Here is a 24386-nt window from a genome sequence, read left to right as displayed (position 1 = left end):
ATTCGGGCCGCCTTGGGAATTCGTCTCAGCCCCCTATTCTAAACACTGCAGCCCGAGTTACAAGCTGTCTTCGAATCAGGTTGAGGGCAAAGCATGCAGAATCCCGCAGAACAGACCGCACGCAGCTTTGGGGCGGTCAACTGGATGGGGCTTTACACGCTGGCGCAGCGCGAAATCCGGCGCTTTCTTTCGGTCTGGACCCAGACCGTTCTGGCGCCTCTGGTCACGGCTGGCCTGTTCCTGCTGATCTTCACAATCGCCATTGGGCCCAGCCGCCCTGACGTCATGGGCGTGCCGTTTGTGGTCTTTCTGGCACCGGGAATCCTGATGATGACTGTGATCCAGAACGCCTTTGCCAATACCTCCTCTTCGATGGTGATTGCCAAGGTGCAGGGCAATATCGTCGACACGCTGATGCCGCCGCTGTCCCCGCTCGAGATCCTGCTGGGGTATCTCGCCGGTGGCATCGCCCGTGGCCTGATGATCGCGCTGGTGATTTCAGTTGCGTTGCTGGTCCTGTTGTCCATCGCGCCCCAGCATCCGTTGATTGCACTGATCTTTGTTGTTCTGGGGGGCGCATTCATGGGCGCGCTGGGCCTGTTTGCCGGGATCTTTGCAAACAAGTTCGATCAGATGGCCGCGATCACCAACTTCATCGTCACACCTCTGGCTTTCCTGTCGGGCACCTTCTATTCGGTCGAGGCGCTGCCTCCTGTCCTGAACCGTCTGACCCATCTGAACCCGGTCTTCTACCTGATCGATGGGCTGCGTTACGGCATGATCGGCGTGTCCGACAGCTCACCGTGGTTGGGCATGGCAGTTTGTGGTTTTGCCACGCTGGCCATCGGGCTGATCACCTGGCAAATGCTGCGCACCGGTTATCGGCTTAAGGCTTAACCGGTCTCTGCCAGCCTGTCGGGCGGCAGGGCAGGTTTGGGTTCGCCCAGCCGCGGATGCAAGCGGGCCGAGACAGCCCATGCCCCGAACAAGGCAATCCCGCCTGCCGCGAACACACCGGCCACCGGTGCCACCAGCAGGACCAGAGCTGCAACACCGGGCGTCAGAATGCCCGAGACATCGCGGTAACTGGAATAAATCGCCGACATCTCGGTTCGCTCAGACGGTTTAACGGCCATGAGGAAGGGCAATCCGGCGCAGATATCCAGAACGATCAGCCAGACAGACCCCAGAACCAGCGCAGCGACCGAGGCAACCGGCCATCCCGCGACCAGACCGGCTGCGAAAAAGCAGGCCCCCGCGGCGGCAAACCCGATGCGAACAGCCGACCTGAGCGACCGCGTCTGGACCCAGCGCAGGATCAACGGGGCGGCCAGCAGCATGGCGTTAGTGCATGACAGAAGGATGCCGCCCAGTTGTTCTCCCAGCCCGTTTTGGATGGCGAAAATGGGCAGGTAGACCACATATATCCACCAGCCGCAGGACCGGATCATTGCAAACAGATATCCGGCAACCAGTCGGGGTTGGACAAAGAACCGGGGAAGAAAGGCCAACGGGTTGTTGGCAGGACCACGGGCCTTGGTGATCAGCTTGCCATTGCCCAGACGCATGCGCCAGAACTGCGCCAGCATGACCAGCGCCGCTCCGGCACTGATGACAAACGGGGCAGGGCGCCAAAGCTCCATCAGCAGAACACCGGCCATTGGACCGCCCGTCCATCCCAAAGCGCTGTAGAACATGCGGCTGGTCTCGCACCGGCCAAGTTCGATCTTGCTGATGTAATCCAGCACATAGGTGTTGAAGCAGATGAAAGTGACAACCGTGGCCATGGTATTCAGGGCCAATGCGCCGACCACGGCCTCGGGGCTGCCCACGATCGCCAGCGATGCACCACAGATGAACATGACGCAACCGGTGGAATAGGCCCATCTGCGCGGTACAAAACGGATCAGGAACGGCACCATCAACCCGACCAGCAGGGACAGGATGCCAATCAGGAAATACAGGAATGACACGGACGAGGCATCGCCCAGCGCCCGGTACATCGCCAGCGGAAAGACCGAAATCAGAATACCGCGCACCACGGCTTCGATTCCGGCCAGAATCCCGAAATCGCGAACCGATGGGGCAGGCGCGTGGCGTACCCATTCAGGTATTCGGCGTTCATGCATAACAAACTCGCAAATCAACTCAGCCCAGAATGCGCCGGCCGAGCTGCCGTTCATGGGGATTTGCGACACAAAGGTCGCCCCTGAACCGCAGGGGCGGATTTTTCAGTCAGGTCCGGCGGTTTACCGCCTCGCGCCAGACCAGGATCAGCCCTCCGGTCAGAATCGTGACCGCACCAATCAGGCTGATCCGGTCGGGGATCACATCAAACACCGCAAAATCGTACAGCGCAGCGAAAATCAGTGTGGCATAGCTGATCGGGGCCACGAATGACGCGTCCGCACGTGCCATGCCGTTGATGAAACAAACCTGCGCGCAGGCCATCAGCAGGCCGATCCCCACCAGCGCAACCCATTGCTGTGGCGTCGGCATGTGAAACACAAAGCTGACCGCGACCGTGGCGATCACCAGCCCCATCGTGTTGTTGATCAGCAGAATCTGGATCGGTGCCTCGCGCCCCGACAGTTTCTTGATAAAGATCAGCTCCATCCCGATAAACGCAGCCGCAGCCAGCGCCAGAAGGGCGGCGGGTTGAAAACTTGCAGGTGTCGGGCGCAGCAGGATCACCGCACCCACAAGGGCCACGGCCGCCGCCAGCCAGCGCCACGGGCCGACGCGTTCCCCCAATAGCGGAATGGCCAGGACCATGCCAAAGACCGGGTTCAGAAAGGAGATCGCCGTCGCATCCGCCATCGGAATGAACGCAACAGACGCGAACATCAACGTCACTCCGGCCCAGCCAAAGCTGGTTCGCCCGACATGCAGCCCCCAATGGGGCCGCCCCAGCCGGGGACGAAACACTGCGACTGCCGACAGGATGGCTAGCAGAGCAAACAGAAACCGTCCGTGACTGATCTGCATCGCGTGCAAGGGTGGCCCGAGTGTGTCCGTCCCCAAGGCCTTGGCCAACAGCGTCGTCGCCGCGATAAAGGCGGTCGCGACAAAGATCAGCCCTGCGGCCAAAGCAGGATTTTGCGCCTTCGGGGTGAACATGGGCGAAAGCGGTGCGCCAAAACGGGGGGCTTGGCAAGACGCAATTCAGCGCTCAGCGCAAAACCGGTGGGGCCGCCAGCGCCGCCTTGGCTTGTTTGAGGCTGTCCAGAAACCGCTCTGCCCGCACAATCCGCGCTTCGACCTCGTCAATCCGGTCCTGCAAGAACGCCTCGCCATCAAAGCTGTCGGGATCGGCGGCTTCCAACTGCCCCAGCAACATGACCAGTTCTGCAATGCTGATGCCTGCCGCCTGTGCATCGGCAACTTGCTCCAGCGTGATCAGCGCGTCTTCGGGATAGTCGCGATAGCTGTTCGTGTTGTCCGGCCCCGGGCCTGACCGGATCAACCCTTGGCGTTCATAAAACCTCAGCGTGTCGCGGCTCAGCCCGCTGCGCCGCGCAAGTTCCCCGATCCGCATGTTTCAAAACCGTTGACTCAACTCCATGGTTTTGATCCTATGTCAGACAGTCATTCTCTGCAAGGACAAGCATCATGGGTCCCAAATGCCAAAGTTGCGGCATGCCGCTGTCAAAAGATCCCCAGGGCGGCGGGTCCGAAGCTGACGGCGGGCGCAGCACGCGTTACTGCTCGCTGTGTTACGAAAACGGTGCGTTCCGCCACCCCGACGCTTCGCTGGAAGAGTTTCAGTCTCATTGCGTCGATGCCCTCGTCGCCAAAGGCATGCCCCGCATCCTTGCCTGGGCTTTCACCCGCGGTATGGGCAAGCTCGACCGCTGGCGCTCGGCGGGATGATCCGGCGGCAATTTTGACCCTGCGGCAATAATAGGGTTTTCAGGCTGTCTTTTCACGTCTATAGAGCGGCCATGATCAAACGCGCACATATCCAGTTGCTCCGACGCCGACGCCTCTCTGCGTAATCGGCCTGTTTGATCCCATGTGCCTGCCAAATTGGCACAAATCTCACCAAATCTGTTGACGAACCGGGCCTTCGTGTATCACTCACGAGGCTCAAACGACCCGAAAAGGATGATCCCATGATCCCGTCCGTTCTGCCGACCTATAACCGCGCGCCCCTGTCATTTGTAAAGGGCGAAGGCGCCTGGCTGACCGAGGCGGATGGCCGACGTTTTCTGGACCTCGGCGCAGGGATCGCGGTGAACGCGCTGGGCCACGCCCATCCGGCGCTGGTGGCCGCCCTGACGGAACAGGCCCATGCGCTGTGGCATGTCTCGAACCTCTACAACATCCCGCAACAGCAGGCACTGGCAGACAAGCTGGTCGAACACACCTTTGCGGATACGGTATTCTTTACGAATTCCGGTACCGAAGCCTGTGAACTGGCCGTGAAAATGGCCCGCAAGTATTTCTATGACAAAGACCAGCCCGAACGGGTTGAGATCATCACCTTCGATGGCTCCTTCCATGGCCGGTCGTCGGCGGGCATCGCTGCGGCCGGGTCCGAGAAGATGACCAAAGGCTTTGGCCCGCTTTTGCCGGGCTTTGTCCACGTCACCTTTGGCGATCTCGACGGTGTCACCGACGTCATCACGGAAAATACCGCAGCCATCCTGATCGAACCGATTCAGGGCGAGGGTGGCATCCGCCCCGTACCCGATGCCGAACTCAAGGCCCTGCGCGCCATTTGCGACGAACACGGTCTGCTGCTGATCCTGGACGAGGTGCAATGCGGAGTCGGTCGGACCGGCAGGCTCTTCGCCCATGAATGGGCCGGGATCACCCCGGATATCATGATGGTCGCCAAAGGCATCGGCGGTGGTTTCCCCCTCGGCGCTGTGCTGGCAACCGAAGATGCGGCGTCCGGTATGACCGCAGGCACGCATGGCTCCACCTATGGCGGCAACCCGCTGGGCTGCGCCGTGGGCTGTGCGGTGATCGATCAGGTCGCCACACCCGCCTTTCTCGAAGGTGTCAACCGCAAGGCTGGCCTGTTGCGCCAGAAACTCGAAGGCCTGGTCGCCGATCACCCCGAGGTCTTCGAAGAGGTGCGCGGATCGGGCCTGATGCTCGGCCTGAAATGCAAGGCGCCAAATATAGATGTGGTCAATGCGGGCTATGACAATCTGGTCATCACCGTCCCCGCCGCCGACAACGTCATCCGCCTGCTGCCCCCCCTGACCCTGACCGAGGATGACATCGCCCAGGCCATGATCCGCCTCGAAAAGGCCGCCAATCAGATCGAAACCCAGCTCGCAACTGCCTGAGCTTCATCTTTTCCCAAATACTCCGGGGGTGTGGGGGCTGGCCCCCACTGCCCGACCAGCCAAAAGCGAAGCGATATGAACCATTTTCTCGATATCCACAAAACTGATGCCACCGCGCTGCGGTCCATGATCGATCAGGCGGGCGCGATGAAACAGGCGCGTCTGGGCCGTCCCAAGGCCGCCCCTGACGACGAACAGCCGCTGAAAGACCGTATGGTCGCGCTGATCTTCGAAAAGCCCTCGACCCGGACGCGCGTGTCCTTTGACGTGGGCGTGCGCCAGATGGGTGGCCAGACCATGGTGCTGTCGGGCAAGGACATGCAGCTGGGTCACGGCGAAACCATTGCCGATACCGCCCGTGTGCTGTCGCGCTATGTCGACATGATCATGATCCGCACCTTTGATGAGACCATCCTGACCGAGATGGCCGAATATTCCGACGTGCCTGTCATCAACGGCCTGACCGACCGCACCCATCCCTGCCAGATCATGGCCGATGTTTTGACGTTCGAGGAACACCGCGGCCCCATTGCGGGCAAGAAAGTGGTCTGGACCGGCGATGGCAACAATGTCTGCGCCTCCTTCCTGCACGCCGCCGGTCAGTTCGGCTTCGATCTGACCTTCTCCGGCCCGGCCCAGCTTGACCCCGAAGAAGAATTCATGGGGTTTGCCCGCCAGAAGGGGTCCCGAGTCGTCATCGAACGGGACCCGCACAAAGCGGTCGAGGGCGCTGATCTGGTGGTGGCCGACACCTGGGTTTCGATGCATGACAGCCAATCCGCCAAGGAACGCCGCCACAACATGCTGCGCCCCTATCAGGTCAACGCGGAACTCATGTCACATGCCAAACCCGACGCGCTGTTCATGCACTGTCTGCCCGCGCATCGTGAGGAAGAAGCAACCTCCGAGGTCATGGATGGCCCGAACTCGGTCATCTTCGATGAGGCCGAAAACCGCCTGCACGCACAAAAGGCCGTAATGCGCTGGTGTCTTGGCGTTTAGGATCACCTTGCAGTTTCGAGAGGGCCATCAGGCTCTCTCATGACCTTCGGAGCATTCAATGCCTCACGTCACACTGGAATTTTCCAAATCTCTGGACGACACTCATGATTTCCAGATGATTTGCGAGCGGCTGCATACTGTTCTCGCAAAACATGATGAAATCGACGCCTCAGCGCTCAAGATCCGCGCCGCACCGATTGCCTATTCCTACATCGGAACGCAACCACAGACCTTCGTGCATGCCACGCTGCTGTTGATGCGTGGCCGGGATGAGGCCACACGGGCCGAGCTTAACGCCATCATTCTGGATGTTCTGGCCCAGACCTTGCCCGAGGTCGGCAGCATCACCGTGCAGGATGTCGAGATGACCCGCGCCACCTATGCAAAGCGCCTGGCAGGTTGATGGCGCGGGTACTCTCCGGGTCCGTCAGCCGTGTATCGGCGCGTTGTTGATCGCGCTGAGGTCTTCCATGATATCAAAGACATGATCCGAGGTCACTGCGACCCCGATGGCCTCAAGGCGTTTCAGGTGCATCGCCTTGTAGGTCTCCAGACTGGCGCGATCGCGAAACAGATAGGTCGATCCGAAATGGTTTGTGCCTTCTTCGACAGTCCAGATCTTCCAGACGACACCGGGTTCCTGGGCGATGCTTTCAGCCAGTTCCTTTGTTCCGGCCAGAAACTCTGCGGTTACGGGTCCGTCATAGGCCAGATGCAGATCCCAGATTTTCATCGTACTCATGGTCAAATGCTCCACGTTCAGGGGGGGGAGGGGGTGTGATCAGCGGTTCTTGCCAAGCTGCACAAAGCTCAGAATGGCAAGCAGCGCAAAGAAGATGGGGTCGGACCAGCCAAAGCCGGTGAACACCCCGGTCAGACAGGCATAAAGCGTGATGACAACGCCCAATATGTTGGTCCCCATCAGACCTTTCAGGATGTTCTGTGCCGTCTCGGTACCGGTTTCAGTGTTTCGAAACAGGAAGCTGATAAGGCCGATGCCACCCAGAAAGATCGCATTATGCTGCGACAGAAACACGGCATACCGATCGTTCAGTTGCAGTCCATAATTGGGCCAAAGGATGGTTGGCGCAAATAAAAGCGCCAATGCGAAAAACATGTAGATCACACCATGCGCGGTCAGGAAGGTTTTGTTGGTCATGTCTCGCCTTTCTGTGGTTGGGGCAGCTTTTTGCGAAGCTGGTTGAGCGTTCTGATCGTCTCGCGTCTGGTTTCGGTGCTCAGGCGTCCGAATATCTGCTCCAGCGCCTGATTGTGGACGGGCATGAACGCGGCCACTTTCTGTTTTCCGGCTTCTGTCAGGCGTAAAACGCGGGCGCGCTTGTCGGTTTCATCAACGGTCTTCTCCACCAGACCGGCCTGAATCAGGTTTTTGACGACAACATCCAGATTGCCGGATGTGGACAGCGTCAGGCGCAACAGGTCATTGATCGACAGCGCACCTTTGGTGTTCAGGGTCTCCAGCGCATCCCACTGAGGTGCCGTCAGACCCCCGGCGCGAAACACCGGTCCCATGGCACGCATAAACAACTGCTGGCTGCGCAACAGGGCCAATACCAGGGCCTGGTTTTCTCGGTTTTGAGTCTCGTGTGTCATGGCAGTCATTTATCCCTAGTTAGGGGTAGTATCAAGATGCACCACCACGCGCGAATGCCGCAAATATGCACGTCCCCCGTGCAGGGCTGCACTGACGCCGGGCCCGGGCCCGCATATATTTTGACCTAGCGAATGCGGACCTGCTTTGGATGAACAAAAAAGCCGAGGATACGAATGTGAGCTGGAACCCGTCCCACACCACCGACGCAGCTGAAAACGGCGCGCTGGAAACGCTCATCATTCCCCGCGCCCGCGATCTGGGCGGGTTCGAGGTGCGCCGCGCGCTGCCCTCGGTCAAACGCCAACTGGTTGGCCCGTTCATCTTCTTTGATCAGGTCGGCCCGGCAGAATTCGTCACCGAAGGCGGCATTGACGTGCGACCGCACCCGCATATCGGGCTGGGAACCGTCACTTGCCTTTATCAGGGCGAATTCGAACATCGCGACAGCCTCGGCACCCACCAGATGATTTACCCCGGCGAGGTCAACTGGATGGTTGCAGGTCGGGGCGTGACCCATTCCGAGCGCACCAGCGAAGAAACGCGCGGCAAAGGCCACAAGCTGTTCGGCATTCAGACCTGGCTTGCCCTGCCCGAAGCGCAGGAGGATATGGCCCCCGAGTTCGAACACCACAAGCAAGGCGCGCTGCCCCATATCCAAGACAAGGGCGTCAGCGCACGGCTGATCCTCGGCAACGCTTATGGCGAAACCAGCCCCGTGACGATGCTGTCCGAGACCTTCTATCTGGATGTTCAGCTCGCCCCCGGCGCGTCCTTCCCGCTGCCCGACGACCATGAGGATCGCGGTGTCTATGTCACGCAAGGATCGATCGAGGTTGCAGGCGACATGTTCGACGAAGGCCGCATGATGGTGTTCCGCCCCGGTGACAGGCTATCGGCCCGGGCAGGCCCGCAGGGCGCGCGGCTGATGCTGCTGGGCGGCGCGACCCTGAATAAGGATCGCTATATCTGGTGGAACTTCGTCTCATCCTCGAAAGAAAAGATCGAGACGGCGATTCATGAGTGGAAAAGCGCCGATTGGGTCAATGGCGCCTTCCACCTTCCGACAGGGGATGACCGCGAGTTTATCGCCATTTCAGAACAGTTTGAGCGTACTAAGCCCCGGCTGGCCCGCCCGCGTACGGCGTCGGGGCCGGGTGGGCTTGTGTAACCGTCCGTTTGCGGTGATCCTTTCTGGTATACCAGAGGGGGTATCATGAAACTTGTCATCGCAGGCGCGGGCAGCATCGGCTGCTACTGCGGCGGTTTACTGGCCCGCTCAGGGCACGCGGTGACCTTGCTGGGGCGTGCCCGTGTACTGGACCCCATCCGCGAACATGGGCTGACGGTCACGGATTACGATGACCTCAATGCCCATGTTGCGGCGGAAGCCCTGACACTCAGCACCGATCCTGCCTGCCTGGATCAGGCCGAACTGGTGATCGTCACCGTCAAATCCGGGGCAACGGCGGATATGGCCGGTCATATCGCGGACGCCGCCTGTCGGGACGCGCCCGTCCTGTCCTGGCAAAACGGGATCGAGAATGCGGCAACCCTGCGCAAGGCGCTGCCCGGTCGGGATGTGCGCGCGGGTATGGTCCCCTTTAACGTGGTCCCGAACGGCCCCGCCACCTATCACCGGGCCACATCAGGCGAAATTGTCATCCAGAACGGCCCTGGCGATCTGGCCACCGCCCTCAGCAGCCCGGACCTGCCCGTTATCGCAACTGACCGGATCGAGGCGGTGCAATGGGGCAAGCTGGTGATCAATCTGAACAATGCGCTGAACGCGTTGTCGGGCCTGCCGCTTGTGGATCAGCTGCTCAGCCGTGACTGGCGCAACCTCATGGCCGACCAGATGGCCGAGGCGCTGTTGGTTCTCAAGGCAGCCGGGCATCCGGTGGCCTCGACAACGCCGCTTCCGGCGTGGATGACGCCGCATATCCTGCGGCTGCCGACACCCTTGTTCAGCCGGATCGCAGCGCGGATGCTCACCATCGATCCCGCCGCCCGAACCTCGATGGCCTATGACCTGATGGCCGAGCGGCAAACGGAAATTGACAGCCTTCAGGGCCATATCATTCGGCTGGGGCATGAAACCGGGGTGCCCACCCCCCTTTGCACAAAAGTGTCAGACCTGATCAAGCACGCGCCAGATCATCCGTTGTCCCCGGAACAGATCAGGCTCTGATCGCGGTCGTCAGACGAATCTGGTCAATGTCCAGAAAATCACGGCCGACATGGCGGCTGCGGCAGGCACGGTCACGACCCAGGCCGCAACGATCGTCATGAAATGCGACCGCCGCACCAGCTTGCGCCGCCGGTATTCTTCCGGGGCCAGCTTCTGCGCTGTCGCGTTTCGCCCATTGTTCTGTTTCCGCCTGCGATCCGACTGCCACTCACGATAGAACCCGACGCCGAAAATTGCGCCAACGGCGATATGCGTGGAACTGACCGGCAGGCCCAGCCAGCTGGCGACAATGACCGTGATCGCCGCTGACAGCGCCACGCAAAACGCCCGCATCGGGTTCAGCTTGGTGATCTGGCTGCCGACCATCCGGATCAGCTTGGGCCCGAACAGGAACAGGCCGAACGATATCCCGAACGCGCCGATGATCATCACCCATAGCGGGATGGAAACCTTTTGGGCGAAATCCCCGAACTCCGCCGCGTGGACAATCGCCGCCAGGGGGCCGACCGCGTTGGCCACATCATTGGCGCCATGTGCAAAACTCAAAAACGCGGCCGATATCACCAGTGGCAGGCCAAACAGGGTTTTCAGCGACCGGGTCCGGTTCTCCAGCCCCTCGGACTTGCGACGCACCCAGGGAACCGTCAGCGCCCAGACCAGCACACCGCTGCCCAGACCGATCAGCAGCGCCATCTGCAGATCAATCTTCACGATCCGCTTCAGACCCTTGACCGACAGGTAGGTAGCGAACGCTGCCGCCATCACCGCCACAAGGATCGGCACCCAACGCCGCGCGGCGGCGATCTTGTCGTCCTGATACTGGATCTTGGTCTTGATCAGCGCCAGGAATGCCGCCGCAATGACGCCCCCAAGAACCGGAGAGATCACCCAGCTGGCCGCAATCGCGCCCATCGTGCCCCAGCTCACCGCGCTCAGACCGGCAGCGGCAATCCCCGCGCCCATGACCCCGCCCACAACCGAATGCGTTGTCGACACCGGCGCGCCGATCCAGGTCGCCAGATTGACCCACATGGCGGACGAGATCAGCGCCGCCATCATGGCCCAGATGAACACGTTACTGTTCTGCACCGAGGCCGGGTCGATGATCCCCTTCGAGATGGTCGAGACCACATCGCCCCCCGCAAGCAACGCGCCCGCGCTTTCGGCAACGGCGGCAATCACGATGGCACCGCCCATGGTCAGCGCGTTCGCACCCACCGCGGGGCCCATGTTGTTGGCGACGTCATTGGCGCCGATATTGATCGCCATATAGGCCCCGAACGCGGCCGCAGCCACGACGATATAGGTGCCGTCGGCCCGACCGAACAGCACCGCTGCCATCAATCCGGCAAGCACCATGAACGCCAGTGCAATTCCCGGCGCCAGCAGCGGGCGGGCGACGTGAAGATTGGCGATTTCTACGCGCGAGATGCGTTGCAGGTCGCTGTCAAGCGACTGCCAGCGCGGTTTTGAATTTGTGTCAGACATGGGCTTGGTCAAAGATTGGCAGATCGCCCGCAGCTAACGGTTTCCCGGTTCAGGGGCAAGCGCGCTGCCATCAAATTGTTGCGAAACGGCTACATCTGTCGCAGCAGCGCCTGCAACTCGGGCTCCTGAACCCGTTTGGCGGCTTCTGCCGGTGAAAACCACTGACGTTTGCGCTTATCCACTTCGGGAAAATCATCCGCCAGCTCGTGCACGGAAACCCGGTAGACACGGGTCAGGACCGACTGTGCCGACCCGCCCTTGAAGATCTTGTCATAAGTGAATTGGCCGACGGGCTCCTTGTCGACCGCTTCTGCGCGCACGCCAGCCTCTTCCCACGCCTCCAGCAGGGCTGTCTCCAACCCATCCAGACCATTGACAGGCCAGCCTTTTGGGATGATCCAGCGCCCGGTTTCGCGGCTGGTGATCAGCAGAACCTCGTCCTGATCCTCATGCCTGCGTGTACACAGGGCCGCAAACTGCACCCGCTGGGGGCGCAGAAACAAGGGGCGTCCGACCTCTTCCCAGATATTTCGCAGCCATGCACTCATAAGATGTTCTTCAAATCCTGTTTCTGTCTTCGAAACCTGTGTGACGTAACAACAATAATGCCAGACTTCAATGAAATGTCCGCTTATTTCTGATTATGACCGGATTTTCGGTCAATTTACTGTGATTTGTTAGATTTCGCGCAACAGCCCCGAAAGCCCGAGCCGCTTGCCGGAAGCGACGCAGTAATGGGTCTAATCCCGCCTGCGTTTGGCCCTCAGCGTCGGGTCGGCCTGTGTCGGGTCTTCGGGCCAGGGGTGTTTGGGGTATTGCGCCCGCATATCCTTTCGCACATCCGCATAAGACCCGGCCCAGAACCCCGGCAGATCGCGGGTAATCTGGATCGGGCGCTGCGCGGGGGACAGCAGGGTGATCTTCAGGGGCTGTCCGCCAACCACCGGATGCCGGGTCACGCCGAACAGCTCCTGCAACCGAACCGAGATTTCGGGGACCGCCGCGCCATAGTCGATCGGCACCTTGCGCCCCAGCGGTGTTTCAAACGATCCCGGCGCGCGGCGGTCCAGCTCCTGGGTCTGGGTCCAGTCCAACCGCGCGCGCAAGGCGGGCAGCAGGTCAAACCGTTTCCAGTCCTCTGCGCTTTTGACACCGGACAGCATCGGCAACAGCCAGTCGTCCAGCTCGGCCATAAGACCTTCGACCGAAAAGTCGGGCAGGTCCACCCCGTCGGCACGCACCAGTTCCACCCGCGCGGCCAGCCGTGCGGCGGCCCCGTCCAGCCGCAACCCCAGATCGCGCACCCCGTCCAGCATCGCGCGCGCCAAGGCGTCGTCCGGGACATCCTTCCAGATGCGGTCGTCCAGGGTGATCGCCCCGAACCGCTCCTGCTGCCGGGACACGACCCGCCGCTCGCGTTTTGACCAGGCGCAAACCTCGACCCAATCGATCTGATCGGCGAACAGTTCGCGGATCTCGCGTTCCGAAATCTGGGTGGCCATCCGCACCTTTGCCTCGCGCGGGTTGCCATCTGTGTCAGTGACAACCAGAAACGGCGCGGCGGCCAGCGAATCGCCGCTGTCCAGCACGACACCCTTACCCCCCGACAACACATAACGCGGCGCATCGCCCTTGCGCCGCTGTCCGATACGGTCGGGATAGGCGAGGGCGGCCATGGCAGCAGCGCTCAGATCATCCGTCTTGCTTCCGGCCTGTTTCCTCAACCGCTTGGCCTCGGCGTTGATCCGATCCACGGCCCCCAAGTTCACCTGCCAGACCCGGTTGCGCTGAAAGGTGCGCACATCCCGCAGTGCCTCTTGCCGCAAGGCGATATCCACCGGCGCGCCGCGCAGGGGGTCGCGCTCGGCCATCAAGGCGGCCAAAGGCGCGGCACTCGGTCCGGCCCGCACCAGCATATGCCCCAGTCGGGGATGCAACGGCAGCGCCGCCAGCGCCCGCCCGTGTTCGGTGATCCGCCCCTTGCCGTCCAGCGCGCCCAGCATCGCCAGAAGGGCGCGCGCCTCGGCCATCGCGCCTTCGGGTGGCGGGGTCAGAAAGGCCAGATCAGCGGCATCCGCGCCCCACAGCGCCAGCTCCAGCGCCAGCCCGGTCAAATCGGCGGCTTCGATCTCGGCAGGCGGGTACGCGGCCAGCGCGCCATCCTCCCCCTTTGACCACAGCCGGTAACACAGCCCCTCGGCCACACGGCCCGCACGACCTGCGCGTTGCGTGGCCTCGGCCCGTGTTACCCGCTCGGTCACCAGCCGGGACATGCCCGAGCCCGGATCGAACCGCGCCCGCCGCGCTTGCCCCATATCTACCACCACCCGGATATCGGGGATCGTCAGCGAGGTTTCGGCAATCGACGTCGCCAGCACCACCTTGCGCCCGGTCTCAACCGGGGCAATCGCCGCGCGCTGGGCCGCAAAGGGCATGGCCCCGAACAGCGGGCGCACCGTGCAACTGGCGGGCAGGCGTCCGGTCAAGGCTGCCTCAGCCCGCCGGATTTCACCCTCACCAGGCAGAAACACCAAGATCCCGCCGCCGGTGGAGCGGGTCTCGCGCTCGGCCTCAACGACCAGATCGACCAATGCATTCAGCCGCCGCGCCTGTGGCCCCAACGGCCGATCCAGCCAGCGCATCTCGACGGGATAACTCCGCCCTTCCGACGTAACCAGCGGCGCGGCCATCAGGTGCCCCACCGGGTCCGCGTCCAATGTGGCCGACATGGCCAGCAGAATCAGATCGTCCCGCAACGCGCCCGTGACCTCAAGGCACAGCGCCAATCCCAGATCCGCGTTGAGTGAGCGTTCGTGGAATTCATCAAAGATCACCGCGCCGATGCCCGGCAGGTCAGGGTCCGATTGCAGCATCCGGGTCAGAATGCCCTCGGTCACCACCTCGATCCTTGTGTCTTTTGACACTTTCGCGTCGCCCCGCACGCGATAGCCAACACTCTGGCCGGTGCGCTCTCCCAGTGTCTCTGCCATCCGCTCTGCCGCGGCCCGTGCAGCCAGTCGCCGGGGCTCCAGCATCACGATCCTGCCGCCGCACAGACCCGCCTCCAGCATCGCCAGCGGAACCCGCGTGGTCTTGCCCGCACCAGGCGGCGCTTGCAGCACGGCCCGCCCCTGCGCGCGCAGGGCGTCCAGCAGGCCGGGTATGGCATCGTCTATGGGCAGGCGTAGGGTCATCCGGCCCTTATCCGCGATCCCGCAGGTGGCGTCCAGTTTCCGCGCTCACATCGGCAAATCGCCCCGCACGAAATGACGCAGGCTGCGCGATCTTCGCACTTCCTGCCGCCTCCGGTCTGGACAAACACCCCCCAAGCACGGCAACTGTTCCTGCCTCTAGGATCGGGACAAGAATGCAGACAGACAGCCTGAGCGACAGAATTCTGAAGGGCGAGCGTCGGGCGCTGGCGCGTGCGATCACCCTTGTTGAAAGCAACCGCGCCGATCACCGGGCGCAGGCCAGCGACCTTCTGGCACAGCTTGCCGGTTCGGGCCGTCAGGCGCTGCGTATTGGTCTGTCCGGCACGCCCGGCGTGGGCAAGTCCACCTTCATCGAAAGCTTTGGCATGATGCTGACCGGGCAGGGGCTGCGCGTTGCGGTTCTGGCGGTCGACCCCAGCTCGGCCCGCTCGGGCGGCTCGATCCTGGGCGACAAGACCCGGATGGAACGCCTGAGCCGCGAACAGAACGCCTTCATCCGACCCTCTCCCAGCCAGAGCCACCTTGGCGGCGTTGCCCGCCGCACCCGCGAGGCCATCGCCCTGTGCGAGGCCGCGGGCTATGACGTGGTGCTGATCGAAACCGTGGGCGTGGGGCAGTCGGAAACGGTGGTGTCCGAACTGTCTGACCTGTTTCTGCTGCTGCTGGCCCCGGCGGGCGGGGACGAGTTGCAGGGCGTCAAGCGCGGCATCATGGAAATGGCTGATATCATTCTGGTCAACAAGGCCGATGGCGACCTGAAAGCGACCGCCACCCGCACCTGCGCGGATTATGCCGGCGCACTGCGGCTGCTGCGCAAACGCCCGCAGGACCCCGAAGGCTTCCCCAAGGCGATGACAGTATCCGCCGTCGAAGAACACGGGCTGGAACAGGCCTGGGACGAAATGCAAACCCTGACCCAATGGCGCCGCGACACCGGTATCTGGGAGGCCAACCGCGCTGCCCAGGCCCGCTACTGGTTCGATCAGGAGGTCCGCCACGCCCTTCTCGCCCGCCTCGACACACCGCAGGCCCGCGCCGAGATGGAGCGCCTGAACGACGAAGTCTCACAAGGGCGACTCAGCCCGGCGGTCGCTGCCGGTCAGCTTCTGGACACGCTCGGCTAATGGGCCGCCATAGACGTTTCACCTTTTGCCAAATACTCTTGCCAACGGCATGGCCCGTCCGGGCCATTCCTGTGTGGCAGGCAAAATGAAAGATTTCGCGCGGCCCGTCTTGACCCTCCGTGCGATTCCCACTACACGCATCCAACCAGTTTTCGGGCGCGACTTCGGGTTGCGCCCCTTGTGATTTGGCCGCGGGTATCCAGCCCGGCCTCCAGAAACAAAGGAAGAAACCATGTCGCGCCGTTGCGAACTGACCGGAAAAGGCCCGATGACTGGCAACAATGTCAGCCACGCCAAAAACAGAACTCGTCGTCGTTTTCTGCCGAACCTGAATGACGTTACCCTGCAGTCCGAAACTCTGGGCCGTGGCGTCAAGCTGCGCATCTCGGCGGCTGCGCTGCGTTCGGTTGACCACCGCGGTGGTCTGGACGCGTTCCTGGCCAAAGCCAAGGATGATGAGCTGTCGGCAAACGCTCTGAAAGTGAAGAAAGAAATCGCCAAGGCGCAAGCTTCGGCCTAAGGTCTTTCAACCAACAGAATTTCAGGCCCTGCACCCTCTCGGTGCGGGGCCTTTTCTGTTGGGCCAGCCCCTTTCGGCCCTCATTGTTCTCAATCTGGAACTAATTTTTTGCCATTGGTGAACTTCTTCACATACAGGATTGCGAATCTGACCTAACGTCACTGTCATTCATCAGGCGGGGGCCACATTATGACGTTAAAAAGTTTTTATCTTTTCCTGTTTCTGGCCGCGGTATTCCGCAAGGCGATTGCAGCCTGCACACGGATGCAGCGCTGGGTGAACCGGTCTCATACCAGCTTCACTACAGATAGGGTGAAAAGACCCGGACTGGATTATTGAAAAACAGCTTCAAGCGCGACCCTTTGGCGCTTGAAGCTTTTCCCGCTGCTGACCTATAGCTGGGTCAGGATGAGACCTGTTGTTACCAGATTTCTGCCTTATGCGCTGTCCCTGCTGCTGGTTCTGACCGGGCAGGGGCTGGCCATGTCGCGCGGCATGGACAATGCCGTGGGCCAGATGGTGCTGTGTACGGGCACCGGCCCGGTCGTCGTCTATATGGACGAAAACGGGCAACCGACCGCCCCGCCGCATTATTGCCCGGACTACGCGATATCCCTGCTGGGGGCCGTTGCAGTTGCCGAACCGGCACTGCCAGCCGCACCGGAACAGGCGCAGCCGTCACCGCTGCGGCATCTGGGCAACCAGATCGCCCTGCCGGTTCCCGCAACCCCGGCCCGCGCGCCTCCTGTCAGCGTTTGAAACCCACCCTTTTCAAACCTTTACACAGGAGAGGCACGATGTCCCTCAAAACCACTCTGCTTGCAACTCTGGCCGCCGTGTCGCTGGCCATCCCCGCCTTTGCCGAAGGCCCCATCACGGTTGACGACGCCTATGCCCGGTCCTCGGGCAAGGCCGCCATCGCCGGAGCCGCGTTCATGATGATCCACAATCAGGGCGACGCCGATGACCGGCTGATCGGTGTAACCTCGGACGCGGCAGCGCGCGTGGAATTGCACACCCACAAGGTCGATGAAAACGGCGTGGCCAAGATGGTGCATGTCGAAGAAGGCTTTGCCATTCCGGCCGGTGAAACCCACATGCTGAAACGTGGCGGCGACCATGTGATGTTCATGGGGCTGACGGCCCCGTTCGAACAGGACGCCATGGTGCCGGTCACGCTGATCTTTGAAAAGGCAGGCGAGGTCGAGATCGAGATCCCCGTCGATCTGGAGCGTCAGGACAAAGGCGGCCACGGATCACATTCGAACTAGGGCAACGCCTGTCTTCGGGCCGCGCTGCAGCCCTCATCCATGCGTCAGGCCGGGCTTTGCCCGGCCTGTTTTCCATGCGGCTGCGGACAGTGCTATTTGTTGATGGTTTTCATACCGACACGGTCACCGGCCTGGCGGAATCGGGACGCCAGCCAGAACATGACCGCGGCAATGGCCAGTGCCGAAAAGGCGATGCCCCATCCAAGTGCAACAAGCGCGACCGCCGGCCAGATCATCAAAACAAGCCCGACCACAAGCGCGACAAAACCCGAGGCGCGCATGGAGCCGCGTTGAGGGTCTCTCTCGTGCATTTGCCCAGATGCCGCCAGCGAACCGATCCCGATAATCAGCGCCCATGCGCCCATGAGGAAAAAGGCCAGTTTGACCGTGCCTTCCGGCCAGATCAGCAGGACAAGCCCGATCAGAAGCGCGCTGATTGCAGCTCCTCCCAGCACCCCGCGACGACCAACACCCAAAAGCGTCAGCCCACCGTCGAGGATCAGCAAAACACCGACCAGCCGCAGCAGCAGCGCGATGCTGCCAGACGGCCAGAACAGCGCTGCAATACCGACAAGCCCGGCCAATACTCCGCGCAGCAGAAACGTCCACCACAGGCTGGACAGCTGTTCCCCCAGCATGTCACGCCCGGCCATGCTGCCGTCATCCAGGATTTCACCGGTGCGGGGGTCTTGATCAGTCATGGCGCATCCTCCAGTCGCTATCGCAGATAGTGTACACAAATTAAGCCAGCGTTGTCTGTAGCTTAAGAATATCCCGCAAGAAGCTGACTGACCCATCGCGGAACCGTTTCGGATGCCCTGCCGACAATGCGCTCGTCAAAGCCCGACGGCCCGGGCGTCGGCTCCAGATTGATCTCGACCGTCCGCGCGCCCACCGCCTGCGCCTCGTGGACAAAGGCCGCCGCCGGATAGACCTGACCCGAGGTGCCGATGGCGGCAAAGATCGATGCGCTGGCAAGGTGGTCGTAGATGTCGTCCATGTAATAAGGCATCTCGCCGAACCAGACCACATCGGGCCGGGCGGTGGGCTGGCCGCAGGCGGGGCAGGGCTCGGCGACGGCCATTTCGGGCGGGGCGGGCCAGCGATGATCACATCCGGAACACAGGGCTCCCGCCAATGTGCCATGCATGTGGATGACACCCGTCGCACCGCCCGCTTCATGCAGGCTGTCGACGTTCTGGGTCACGATCACGACCTCTGCGGGCCAGCCCTGCTGCAACCGCGCCAGCGCCATGTGGGCCGCATTGGGCTGCACAGCGGCGGCCTGAACGCGGCGTGCATTGTAAAACCCCTGCACCAAGGCGGGATCGCGCGCAAAACCTTCGGGCGTGGCCACATCCTCGATCCGGTGCTGCGCCCACAGCCCGCCTTCGTCGCGGAAGGTGCTCAGCCCGCTTTCAGCCGAAATCCCGGCCCCGGTCAGAATGACGATCTTTCCCATATCCCCTCCGCGCGTTACACCTTGGCCATGACACACCGTATCCTCTTTGTCTGCCTGGGCAATATCTGCCGCTCTCCCGCGGCCGAGGGCGTCTTTCGCGCCCGCGCACCGCATCATGCAACCGACAGTGCCGGAACCATTGGCTGGCACACGGGCAATCCGCCCTATGGCCCGATGCAGAAGGCCGCAATCCGCAGAGGCATCGACCTCGGCGACCTGCGCGCGCGCCAGTTCACCGTCGCGGATTTCGACCGGTTCGACCTGATCATCGGCATGGATAACCAAAACATCGCTGATATCGAAGACCTGCGCCCACCGGGCAACGGCACACCGGTTCGCCTGTTAACGGATTTCGCCCCTCAGACCGGTGCCGATCACGTACCCGATCCGTATTACACGCGGGATTTCGACGGCGCGCTGGACCTGATCGAGGCCGCAGTTGACGGGCTTGCCGCCCATCTGGACACCTAGCCGCCGGTCACCCGCAACTGGCCACTCAGCCAGGGCAGCTTGGCAAGTGCCGGGTCCACGATCTGGTTCTGCATCAGACGCCGGGTCATGCCCGCAACCTCCTGCGGGACCTGATCGGACCACTCGGTGCGCGCCAGCAGCGATATGTTGCGCGAGAACTCCCCGAACGGGGCAGGGTGCGCCTCCAGCCCCTCATGGAACCGCGCCGCGCGCATGAAGCCCAGCGGCGTTGTGATGGCCCAGCCCAGACCCCGCGCCACCATGGCCATCAGCGCCATGTGCGAGCCGATCTCGAACCGTTCCTCGAACACCTGCGAGCGGCGCGCCAGATGCGCCTCGATCTGGCGGCTTATCAGCTGTTCGCGGGCATAGCGCAGAAACGGCAGCCGCTCCTGCACGGCCTCGACGCCCCCCGATCCCTGTGGGGCCACCAGAATGAACGGATCGTGGACCAGCGGGTATTCGACCACCCCCTCCAGCACTTCGCCGCTATGGGCGGTGACCGCCATATGCAGGCGCTGCTCGGCCAGCGCCTCGAACAGATCAAGGCTCGACAGGGTGATCAGCTTGAATTTCGACCGGGTCAGGCTGTCGGCCAGCAAGGTGGCCAGCCGCGGCGTCAGATCATTGTCGAAATCGTCGATCAGCCCGATCGACAGCGTGGTCAGATGCCCCAGATCCATGACCGACAGCTCGCTCTGGGCCATGTGCAGCTCGGACAGAACCGCCTCGGCCCGCGCAAGGAAACTGCGCCCCGCCTGCGTCAGCCGCATCGGCCGCCGCCCGTGATCGACCAATTCGGTCCCCAGCGCGTTTTCCAGATTGCGCAATTGCTGCGAAACGGATGGCTGGCTGAGCCCCGTGATCTCGGCAGCCTGCGCCACCGATCCCGTCCGCGCCAATGCCTCGAACACTTCAAGGCCCCGCAGGGTCAGCCCTTTCATTACCATGCAATACACCTTTCGCTGCGCCTTTCTGGGGCGCAGCGTGGATCAGGTCAAGCATTCTGAACGGGTTAGCTGCAGATCGCCTGCGCCATCTGGCCAAAGTTCTGGTACCGATCCCACAGCGCATCATCGCGCGCGGTTTTCGACATCTTCAGCACCTGCGCCTGATGGGGGTCCTTGAACCATTTCGCCACGGTTTTCTGATCGCTGCGCGTCAACGCCTGATCCGCCACGCGCTGAATGCAGCTGCACCGGTCCCGCGTCGCGGCCGAGCGATCCGACGCCATGCACGCCTGCCTGATCTGCGCCGCATCCGCGACCTGAGCCACCGCCGTCAGCGATGCCGCACAAAATGCGATAATGAGGAACTGTTTCATACTCGAGCCTCGTTTTTGCCTGCCCGGACGGGTCTGGCGCCTCTGGCGCCCCTCTCGGTCTGCGGCGGAGTATGAATCAAACGGGCGCGCGGATCAATCACACGTTGCGAAAAAGTGATTGCACGATCCGGAAACGATACAGTCCCACCACCCCGGTAGGCCGGGCTTCAGCCCGGCATTGGTCAGGACAGGAACGGCAGCCAGTCTTCGATGGCTTTGATCAGCTTGTCGAGAACATAGATTCTGCCTGCCCAGGGTATACCTTGCTTAATTGCAGTTTCGATGGCCTTATCCACTGCAAAATCAGCCTTACGCCCAAGCCACTTGGTGAGTGCTAGAAAACCATTTTTGAGTTTGCCCAGAATTGCTTCAATCCACTCACGAGCAGGGCGTTCCTCTTCCAAAGCCGTCGAGAGGTCTTCGGTCGCTTCCCAGATCAAGGTAATCGCGCCGGACAACCGTTCGTCTTCGATGCTCTCAGGAGGGTTGTTCCCTCCGATACCGTGGCGTGCTGAGGTTCTAACCGTCAGGCTGCCTTTGATGTCCGATAAGGCCTTCTCGACTTCCCACCGCGCCCGGATTTGTTCGATTTCGTCTGAAACCGCTTTAGGTCCGGCATTCCAAATCGTCTCATCGATCAACGCGACCCTTCGTTGCAACTCCCAATCTAGTGGCCTGCCTTCCACAAATCCTTGGTGCCACGCACGCCAGAACGCGAAACTTTGCCTAAGAAAGTAGTCTCTGAAGTTGGCGCGTTGATCCAAAGGAACTTTGAAGGTGACTGTGTCACTCCAAAGCGGGTGATCGAACACATTCTCGTCTGGAATACTCAGGTCAGAAAGGCTTGTGTTCAAAACCACGGTGTATGCGGAATCATAGGCGTGTCGCGTTGAAAAGTCTCTTGAAGTTTGGGCAAGTAGGAACTGCTCCCGATCAGCGCCTGATGCGAAAGAAGTCGAAACGTTTTCAATAACTTCAATCGCTCTCACTTTGTCACGATTAAGAGAGGCTATCGCTGTCAGAAAAGCAGAAGACTCTTCCAATAAGCGGCTTCGTATCGCTAGATGTGACAATGTCCGATTTAACGCTTCTTTTGTCGCTGAACACGGAAGCCTCGAATGGACGATCGCTTGTAGTAAGAGACGCCCGAGAGGAAATATATAGCTCTCGCTTGCGTCAGCATTGCCTTCGAAGTTTGGAGGAACAAAGTTTCGGATAGCCGCTCGAAGCGCAACTTCGACGCACTTGTCGGCTGATTGACGCTCGAATTCCAACTTTAGCTGCTCTTTAATGCCAACTTCACTCATCGTATTCCCATGGTGAAAATTCGGTGCTCCAAGACACTAAACGTGCCACCTTGACCAACCCACGATTCCTCTACATATCCCCACTCCATGACAGACCTCGCTCATATCCGCAATTTCTCCATCGTCGCGCATATCGACCATGGCAAATCCACCCTTGCTGACCGGCTCATCCAGGAGACCGGGACAGTGCAGGATCGTGACATGAAGGAACAGCTGCTCGACAGCATGGATATCGAGCGCGAGCGTGGCATTACCATCAAGGCCAACACCGTTCGCATCGACTATACCGCCGATAATGGCGAGACATATGTGCTGAACCTGATCGACACCCCCGGCCACGTGGATTTCGCCTATGAGGTCAGCCGGTCGATGCGCGCGGTCGAGGGCTCTCTGCTGGTTGTGGATTCGACCCAGGGGGTCGAGGCGCAGACGCTGGCCAACGCCTATCAGGCCATCGACGCCGATCATGAGATCGTGCCGGTCCTCAACAAGATCGACCTGCCCGCGTCCGACTGTGACCGCGTGGCCGAACAGATCGAGGACGTGATCGGTATCGACGCAAGCGACGCCATTCAGGTCAGCGCCAAGACCGGGCAGGGCATCCACGAAACGCTGGAAGCGATCGTGCACAAACTGCCCGCGCCGCAGGGTACTCTGGACGCGCCGCTCAAGGCGATGCTGGTGGATTCGTGGTACGACGCCTATCTGGGCGTCATCGTTCTGGTCCGCATCATGGACGGCACGCTGAAAAAGGGGATGCGGGTCAAGTTCATGTCGAACGGCACCCTGCACCATGTCGACCGCGTCGGTGTCTTCCGCCCGGAAATGCAGATGATCGACTCGCTTGGCCCCGGCGAGATCGGATTCCTGACCGCCTCGATCAAGCAGGTCCGCGACACCCGTGTCGGCGACACCATCACCAATGACCGGGGTGGCGCCGAAGTCGCCCTGCCGGGCTTCAAACCCGCGCAGCCGGTGGTGTTCTGTGGCCTCTTCCCGGTGGATTCCGCCGAATTCGAAGACCTGCGCGACGCGATCGAGAAGCTGGCGCTGAACGACGCCTCATTCTCGTATGAGATGGAAACCTCGGCCGCGCTTGGCTTTGGCTTCCGCTGCGGCTTCCTTGGCCTGCTGCACCTCGAGGTCATCCGCGACCGGATCGAGCGTGAATACGATATCGACCTCATCACCACCGCGCCCAGCGTGATCTATCACGTCTACATGAAAGACGGCGAGATGATCGAGCTGCACAACCCCGCCGACATGCCCGACCTGTCCAAGGTCGACCACCTTGAGGAACCGCGTATCAAGGCGACCATTCTGGTGCCCGACGAATATCTCGGCGACGTGCTGAAACTCTGCCAGGACCGCCGCGGCATCCAGATGGACCTGACCTATGCGGGCCAGCGTGCCATGGTCGTCTATGACCTGCCCCTGAACGAGGTCGTCTTTGACTTCTACGACCGCCTGAAATCGGTGACCAAGGGCTATGCCAGCTTTGACTACCAGATGACCGGCTACCGTCAGGACGCGCTGGTCAAGATGTCGATCCTTGTGAATGACGAACCGGTCGATGCACTGTCGACCATGGTTCACCGCGACCGGGCCGAGATGCGGGGCCGCGCGATGTGCGAAAAGCTCAAGGACCTGATCCCGCGCCACATGTTCAAAATCCCGATCCAAGCCGCCATCGGAGGCAAGGTCATCGCCCGCGAGACCCTGTCCGCCCTGCGCAAGGACGTGACCGCCAAATGCTACGGAGGCGACGCCACCCGGAAACGCAAACTGCTGGACAAGCAGAAGGCGGGGAAAAAGAAGATGCGCCAGTTCGGGAAAGTGGATATCCCGCAGGAGGCGTTTATTTCAGCGCTGAAGATGGATAGCTAGAGTCCGTTGCGATGACCTTACTTAAAATCGCAGCAGTATTAGTTCCGTTTGTCAGTTTGTTTACAGTGCACATTCTTGGTTTTACGGCCAATTCAGATTTTGCACTTCTCGGATTGCTAACGACAGGTATGTTGGGCTCTGTTGCACAAATCGGATTTTGAGCGCAGTTCCCCTTTCCCCGGACGGACTTATCCTACGGGCTCTGTGAC

The 24386-nt window shown here is 61.2% G+C and carries 27 protein-coding genes; 13 read left to right on the top strand and 14 right to left on the bottom strand.

The window, feature by feature from the left end:
* Window positions 1–93: 93 nt before the first annotated feature.
* Complete coding sequence (locus AC2FPW_RS01645; protein WP_209598149.1) at window positions 94–897, top strand: ABC transporter permease; 804 nt, start codon at window positions 94–96, stop codon at window positions 895–897.
* Here the strand turns inward: AC2FPW_RS01645 and AC2FPW_RS01640 are convergent.
* The 3 genes from AC2FPW_RS01640 to AC2FPW_RS01630 form a co-directional block, all read right to left on the bottom strand.
* Window positions 894–2129 carry an MFS transporter gene (locus AC2FPW_RS01640; protein ID WP_496812400.1) on the bottom strand — a complete coding sequence of 412 codons (1236 nt, stop codon included), beginning with the start codon at window positions 2127–2129 and terminating at the stop codon, window positions 894–896. The two genes, AC2FPW_RS01645 and AC2FPW_RS01640, sit on opposite strands and share 4 nt — an antisense overlap.
* Window positions 2130–2235: 106 nt before the next feature.
* The gene (locus AC2FPW_RS01635; protein ID WP_496812363.1) at window positions 2236–3120 is read right to left on the bottom strand and encodes a DMT family transporter; all 885 of its coding nucleotides are present in this window, start codon (window positions 3118–3120) and stop codon (window positions 2236–2238) included.
* Between the two features lie 52 nt (window positions 3121–3172).
* On the bottom strand, window positions 3173–3538 hold the full coding sequence (locus tag AC2FPW_RS01630) for a MerR family transcriptional regulator (RefSeq protein WP_209505680.1): 366 nt from the start codon (window positions 3536–3538) through the stop codon (window positions 3173–3175).
* A gap of 74 nt (window positions 3539–3612) precedes the next feature.
* On the opposite strand from AC2FPW_RS01630, the gene AC2FPW_RS01625 reads away from it, so the two are divergent.
* The 4 genes from AC2FPW_RS01625 to AC2FPW_RS01610 all read left to right on the top strand — a co-directional run bounded on the left by AC2FPW_RS01625 (window position 3613) and on the right by AC2FPW_RS01610 (window position 6708).
* Window positions 3613–3873: a zinc ribbon domain-containing protein gene (locus AC2FPW_RS01625; RefSeq protein WP_209598147.1), complete on the top strand. Its 261-nt coding sequence runs from the start codon at window positions 3613–3615 to the stop codon at window positions 3871–3873.
* A gap of 242 nt (window positions 3874–4115) precedes the next feature.
* A complete protein-coding gene (locus AC2FPW_RS01620; protein ID WP_480484534.1) occupies window positions 4116–5303 on the top strand; it encodes an aspartate aminotransferase family protein in 1188 nt (395 codons plus the stop codon).
* A gap of 75 nt (window positions 5304–5378) precedes the next feature.
* Window positions 5379–6305 carry an ornithine carbamoyltransferase gene (argF, locus tag AC2FPW_RS01615; RefSeq protein ID WP_480473650.1) on the top strand — a complete coding sequence of 309 codons (927 nt, stop codon included), beginning with the start codon at window positions 5379–5381 and terminating at the stop codon, window positions 6303–6305.
* A 58-nt stretch (window positions 6306–6363) separates the two neighbouring features.
* Window positions 6364–6708 carry a 5-carboxymethyl-2-hydroxymuconate Delta-isomerase gene (locus AC2FPW_RS01610; protein ID WP_496812362.1) on the top strand — a complete coding sequence of 115 codons (345 nt, stop codon included), beginning with the start codon at window positions 6364–6366 and terminating at the stop codon, window positions 6706–6708.
* 24 nt (window positions 6709–6732) lie between these two features.
* Here the strand turns inward: AC2FPW_RS01610 and AC2FPW_RS01605 are convergent, their stop codons facing one another.
* The 3 genes from AC2FPW_RS01605 to AC2FPW_RS01595 are packed head-to-tail and all read right to left on the bottom strand — an operon-like array spanning window position 6733 to window position 7919.
* Window positions 6733–7047: a monooxygenase gene (locus tag AC2FPW_RS01605; RefSeq protein WP_480473648.1), complete on the bottom strand. Its 315-nt coding sequence runs from the start codon at window positions 7045–7047 to the stop codon at window positions 6733–6735.
* A gap of 39 nt (window positions 7048–7086) precedes the next feature.
* Window positions 7087–7464 (bottom strand): hypothetical protein, encoded by a 378-nt coding sequence (locus AC2FPW_RS01600; RefSeq protein WP_480484531.1) that lies wholly within the window; start codon window positions 7462–7464, stop codon window positions 7087–7089.
* Window positions 7461–7919, bottom strand: a complete 459-nt coding sequence (locus AC2FPW_RS01595; protein WP_480473645.1) for a MarR family winged helix-turn-helix transcriptional regulator — start codon at window positions 7917–7919, stop codon at window positions 7461–7463. The genes AC2FPW_RS01600 and AC2FPW_RS01595 overlap by 4 nt, the downstream gene beginning before the upstream one ends.
* 176 nt (window positions 7920–8095) lie before the next feature.
* On the opposite strand from AC2FPW_RS01595, the gene AC2FPW_RS01590 reads away from it, so the two are divergent.
* Window positions 8096–9088, top strand: a complete 993-nt coding sequence (locus AC2FPW_RS01590) for a pirin family protein (RefSeq protein ID WP_496812399.1) — start codon at window positions 8096–8098, stop codon at window positions 9086–9088.
* Window positions 9089–9133: 45 nt separating this feature from the next.
* On the top strand, window positions 9134–10108 hold the full coding sequence (locus AC2FPW_RS01585) for a 2-dehydropantoate 2-reductase (protein ID WP_496812361.1): 975 nt from the start codon (window positions 9134–9136) through the stop codon (window positions 10106–10108).
* A gap of 9 nt (window positions 10109–10117) precedes the next feature.
* Here the strand turns inward: AC2FPW_RS01585 and AC2FPW_RS01580 are convergent, their stop codons facing one another.
* The 3 genes from AC2FPW_RS01580 to hrpB form a co-directional block, all read right to left on the bottom strand.
* Window positions 10118–11596, bottom strand: a complete 1479-nt coding sequence (locus AC2FPW_RS01580) for an inorganic phosphate transporter (protein WP_496753006.1) — start codon at window positions 11594–11596, stop codon at window positions 10118–10120.
* An 89-nt stretch (window positions 11597–11685) separates the two neighbouring features.
* On the bottom strand, window positions 11686–12144 hold the full coding sequence (locus tag AC2FPW_RS01575) for an NUDIX hydrolase (RefSeq protein ID WP_480488431.1): 459 nt from the start codon (window positions 12142–12144) through the stop codon (window positions 11686–11688).
* Window positions 12145–12336: 192 nt separating this feature from the next.
* On the bottom strand, window positions 12337–14790 hold the full coding sequence (gene hrpB, locus AC2FPW_RS01570; protein ID WP_496812360.1) for an ATP-dependent helicase HrpB: 2454 nt from the start codon (window positions 14788–14790) through the stop codon (window positions 12337–12339).
* 173 nt (window positions 14791–14963) lie between these two features.
* Here hrpB and meaB point away from each other — a divergent pair, with 173 nt between their 5' ends.
* The 4 genes from meaB to AC2FPW_RS01550 all read left to right on the top strand — a co-directional run bounded on the left by meaB (window position 14964) and on the right by AC2FPW_RS01550 (window position 17726).
* Window positions 14964–15935: a methylmalonyl Co-A mutase-associated GTPase MeaB gene (gene meaB, locus AC2FPW_RS01565; protein ID WP_209598140.1), complete on the top strand. Its 972-nt coding sequence runs from the start codon at window positions 14964–14966 to the stop codon at window positions 15933–15935.
* Window positions 15936–16167: 232 nt separating this feature from the next.
* On the top strand, window positions 16168–16455 hold the full coding sequence (gene rpmB, locus AC2FPW_RS01560; protein ID WP_008756960.1) for a 50S ribosomal protein L28: 288 nt from the start codon (window positions 16168–16170) through the stop codon (window positions 16453–16455).
* A gap of 408 nt (window positions 16456–16863) precedes the next feature.
* Window positions 16864–17214 (top strand): hypothetical protein, encoded by a 351-nt coding sequence (locus AC2FPW_RS01555; RefSeq protein ID WP_496806811.1) that lies wholly within the window; start codon window positions 16864–16866, stop codon window positions 17212–17214.
* Between the two features lie 38 nt (window positions 17215–17252).
* Window positions 17253–17726 (top strand): copper chaperone PCu(A)C, encoded by a 474-nt coding sequence (locus AC2FPW_RS01550; RefSeq protein WP_496812359.1) that lies wholly within the window; start codon window positions 17253–17255, stop codon window positions 17724–17726.
* A 92-nt stretch (window positions 17727–17818) separates the two neighbouring features.
* Here AC2FPW_RS01550 and AC2FPW_RS01545 read toward each other — a convergent pair whose 3' ends face one another.
* Window positions 17819–18427, bottom strand: coding sequence for an HdeD family acid-resistance protein (locus AC2FPW_RS01545; protein WP_496812358.1), 609 nt, complete (start codon window positions 18425–18427; stop codon window positions 17819–17821).
* 62 nt (window positions 18428–18489) lie between these two features.
* Window positions 18490–19188: an NAD-dependent deacylase gene (locus AC2FPW_RS01540; RefSeq protein ID WP_496812357.1), complete on the bottom strand. Its 699-nt coding sequence runs from the start codon at window positions 19186–19188 to the stop codon at window positions 18490–18492.
* A gap of 27 nt (window positions 19189–19215) precedes the next feature.
* On the opposite strand from AC2FPW_RS01540, the gene AC2FPW_RS01535 reads away from it, so the two are divergent.
* Window positions 19216–19659: a low molecular weight protein-tyrosine-phosphatase gene (locus AC2FPW_RS01535; protein ID WP_496812356.1), complete on the top strand. Its 444-nt coding sequence runs from the start codon at window positions 19216–19218 to the stop codon at window positions 19657–19659.
* Here AC2FPW_RS01535 and AC2FPW_RS01530 read toward each other — a convergent pair.
* From AC2FPW_RS01530 to AC2FPW_RS01520, 3 genes are all read right to left on the bottom strand, one after another.
* Window positions 19656–20609, bottom strand: a complete 954-nt coding sequence (locus AC2FPW_RS01530) for a LysR family transcriptional regulator (RefSeq protein ID WP_496812355.1) — start codon at window positions 20607–20609, stop codon at window positions 19656–19658. The genes AC2FPW_RS01535 and AC2FPW_RS01530 overlap by 4 nt on opposite strands.
* 65 nt (window positions 20610–20674) lie before the next feature.
* Window positions 20675–20983 (bottom strand): hypothetical protein, encoded by a 309-nt coding sequence (locus AC2FPW_RS01525; protein ID WP_209598134.1) that lies wholly within the window; start codon window positions 20981–20983, stop codon window positions 20675–20677.
* Window positions 20984–21165: 182 nt separating this feature from the next.
* The gene (locus AC2FPW_RS01520; protein ID WP_496812354.1) at window positions 21166–22290 is read right to left on the bottom strand and encodes a hypothetical protein; all 1125 of its coding nucleotides are present in this window, start codon (window positions 22288–22290) and stop codon (window positions 21166–21168) included.
* An 87-nt stretch (window positions 22291–22377) separates the two neighbouring features.
* Between AC2FPW_RS01520 and lepA the strand changes: the two genes are divergently transcribed.
* Window positions 22378–24177, top strand: coding sequence for a translation elongation factor 4 (lepA, locus tag AC2FPW_RS01515; RefSeq protein ID WP_496812353.1), 1800 nt, complete (start codon window positions 22378–22380; stop codon window positions 24175–24177).
* Window positions 24178–24386: the final 209 nt, after the last annotated feature.

The sequence above is a fragment of the Ruegeria sp. SATB027 genome (assembly GCF_059613825.1).
Note: the sequence above shows the minus strand (reverse complement) of the source record. Positions and strands in the feature narration are given on the sequence as shown.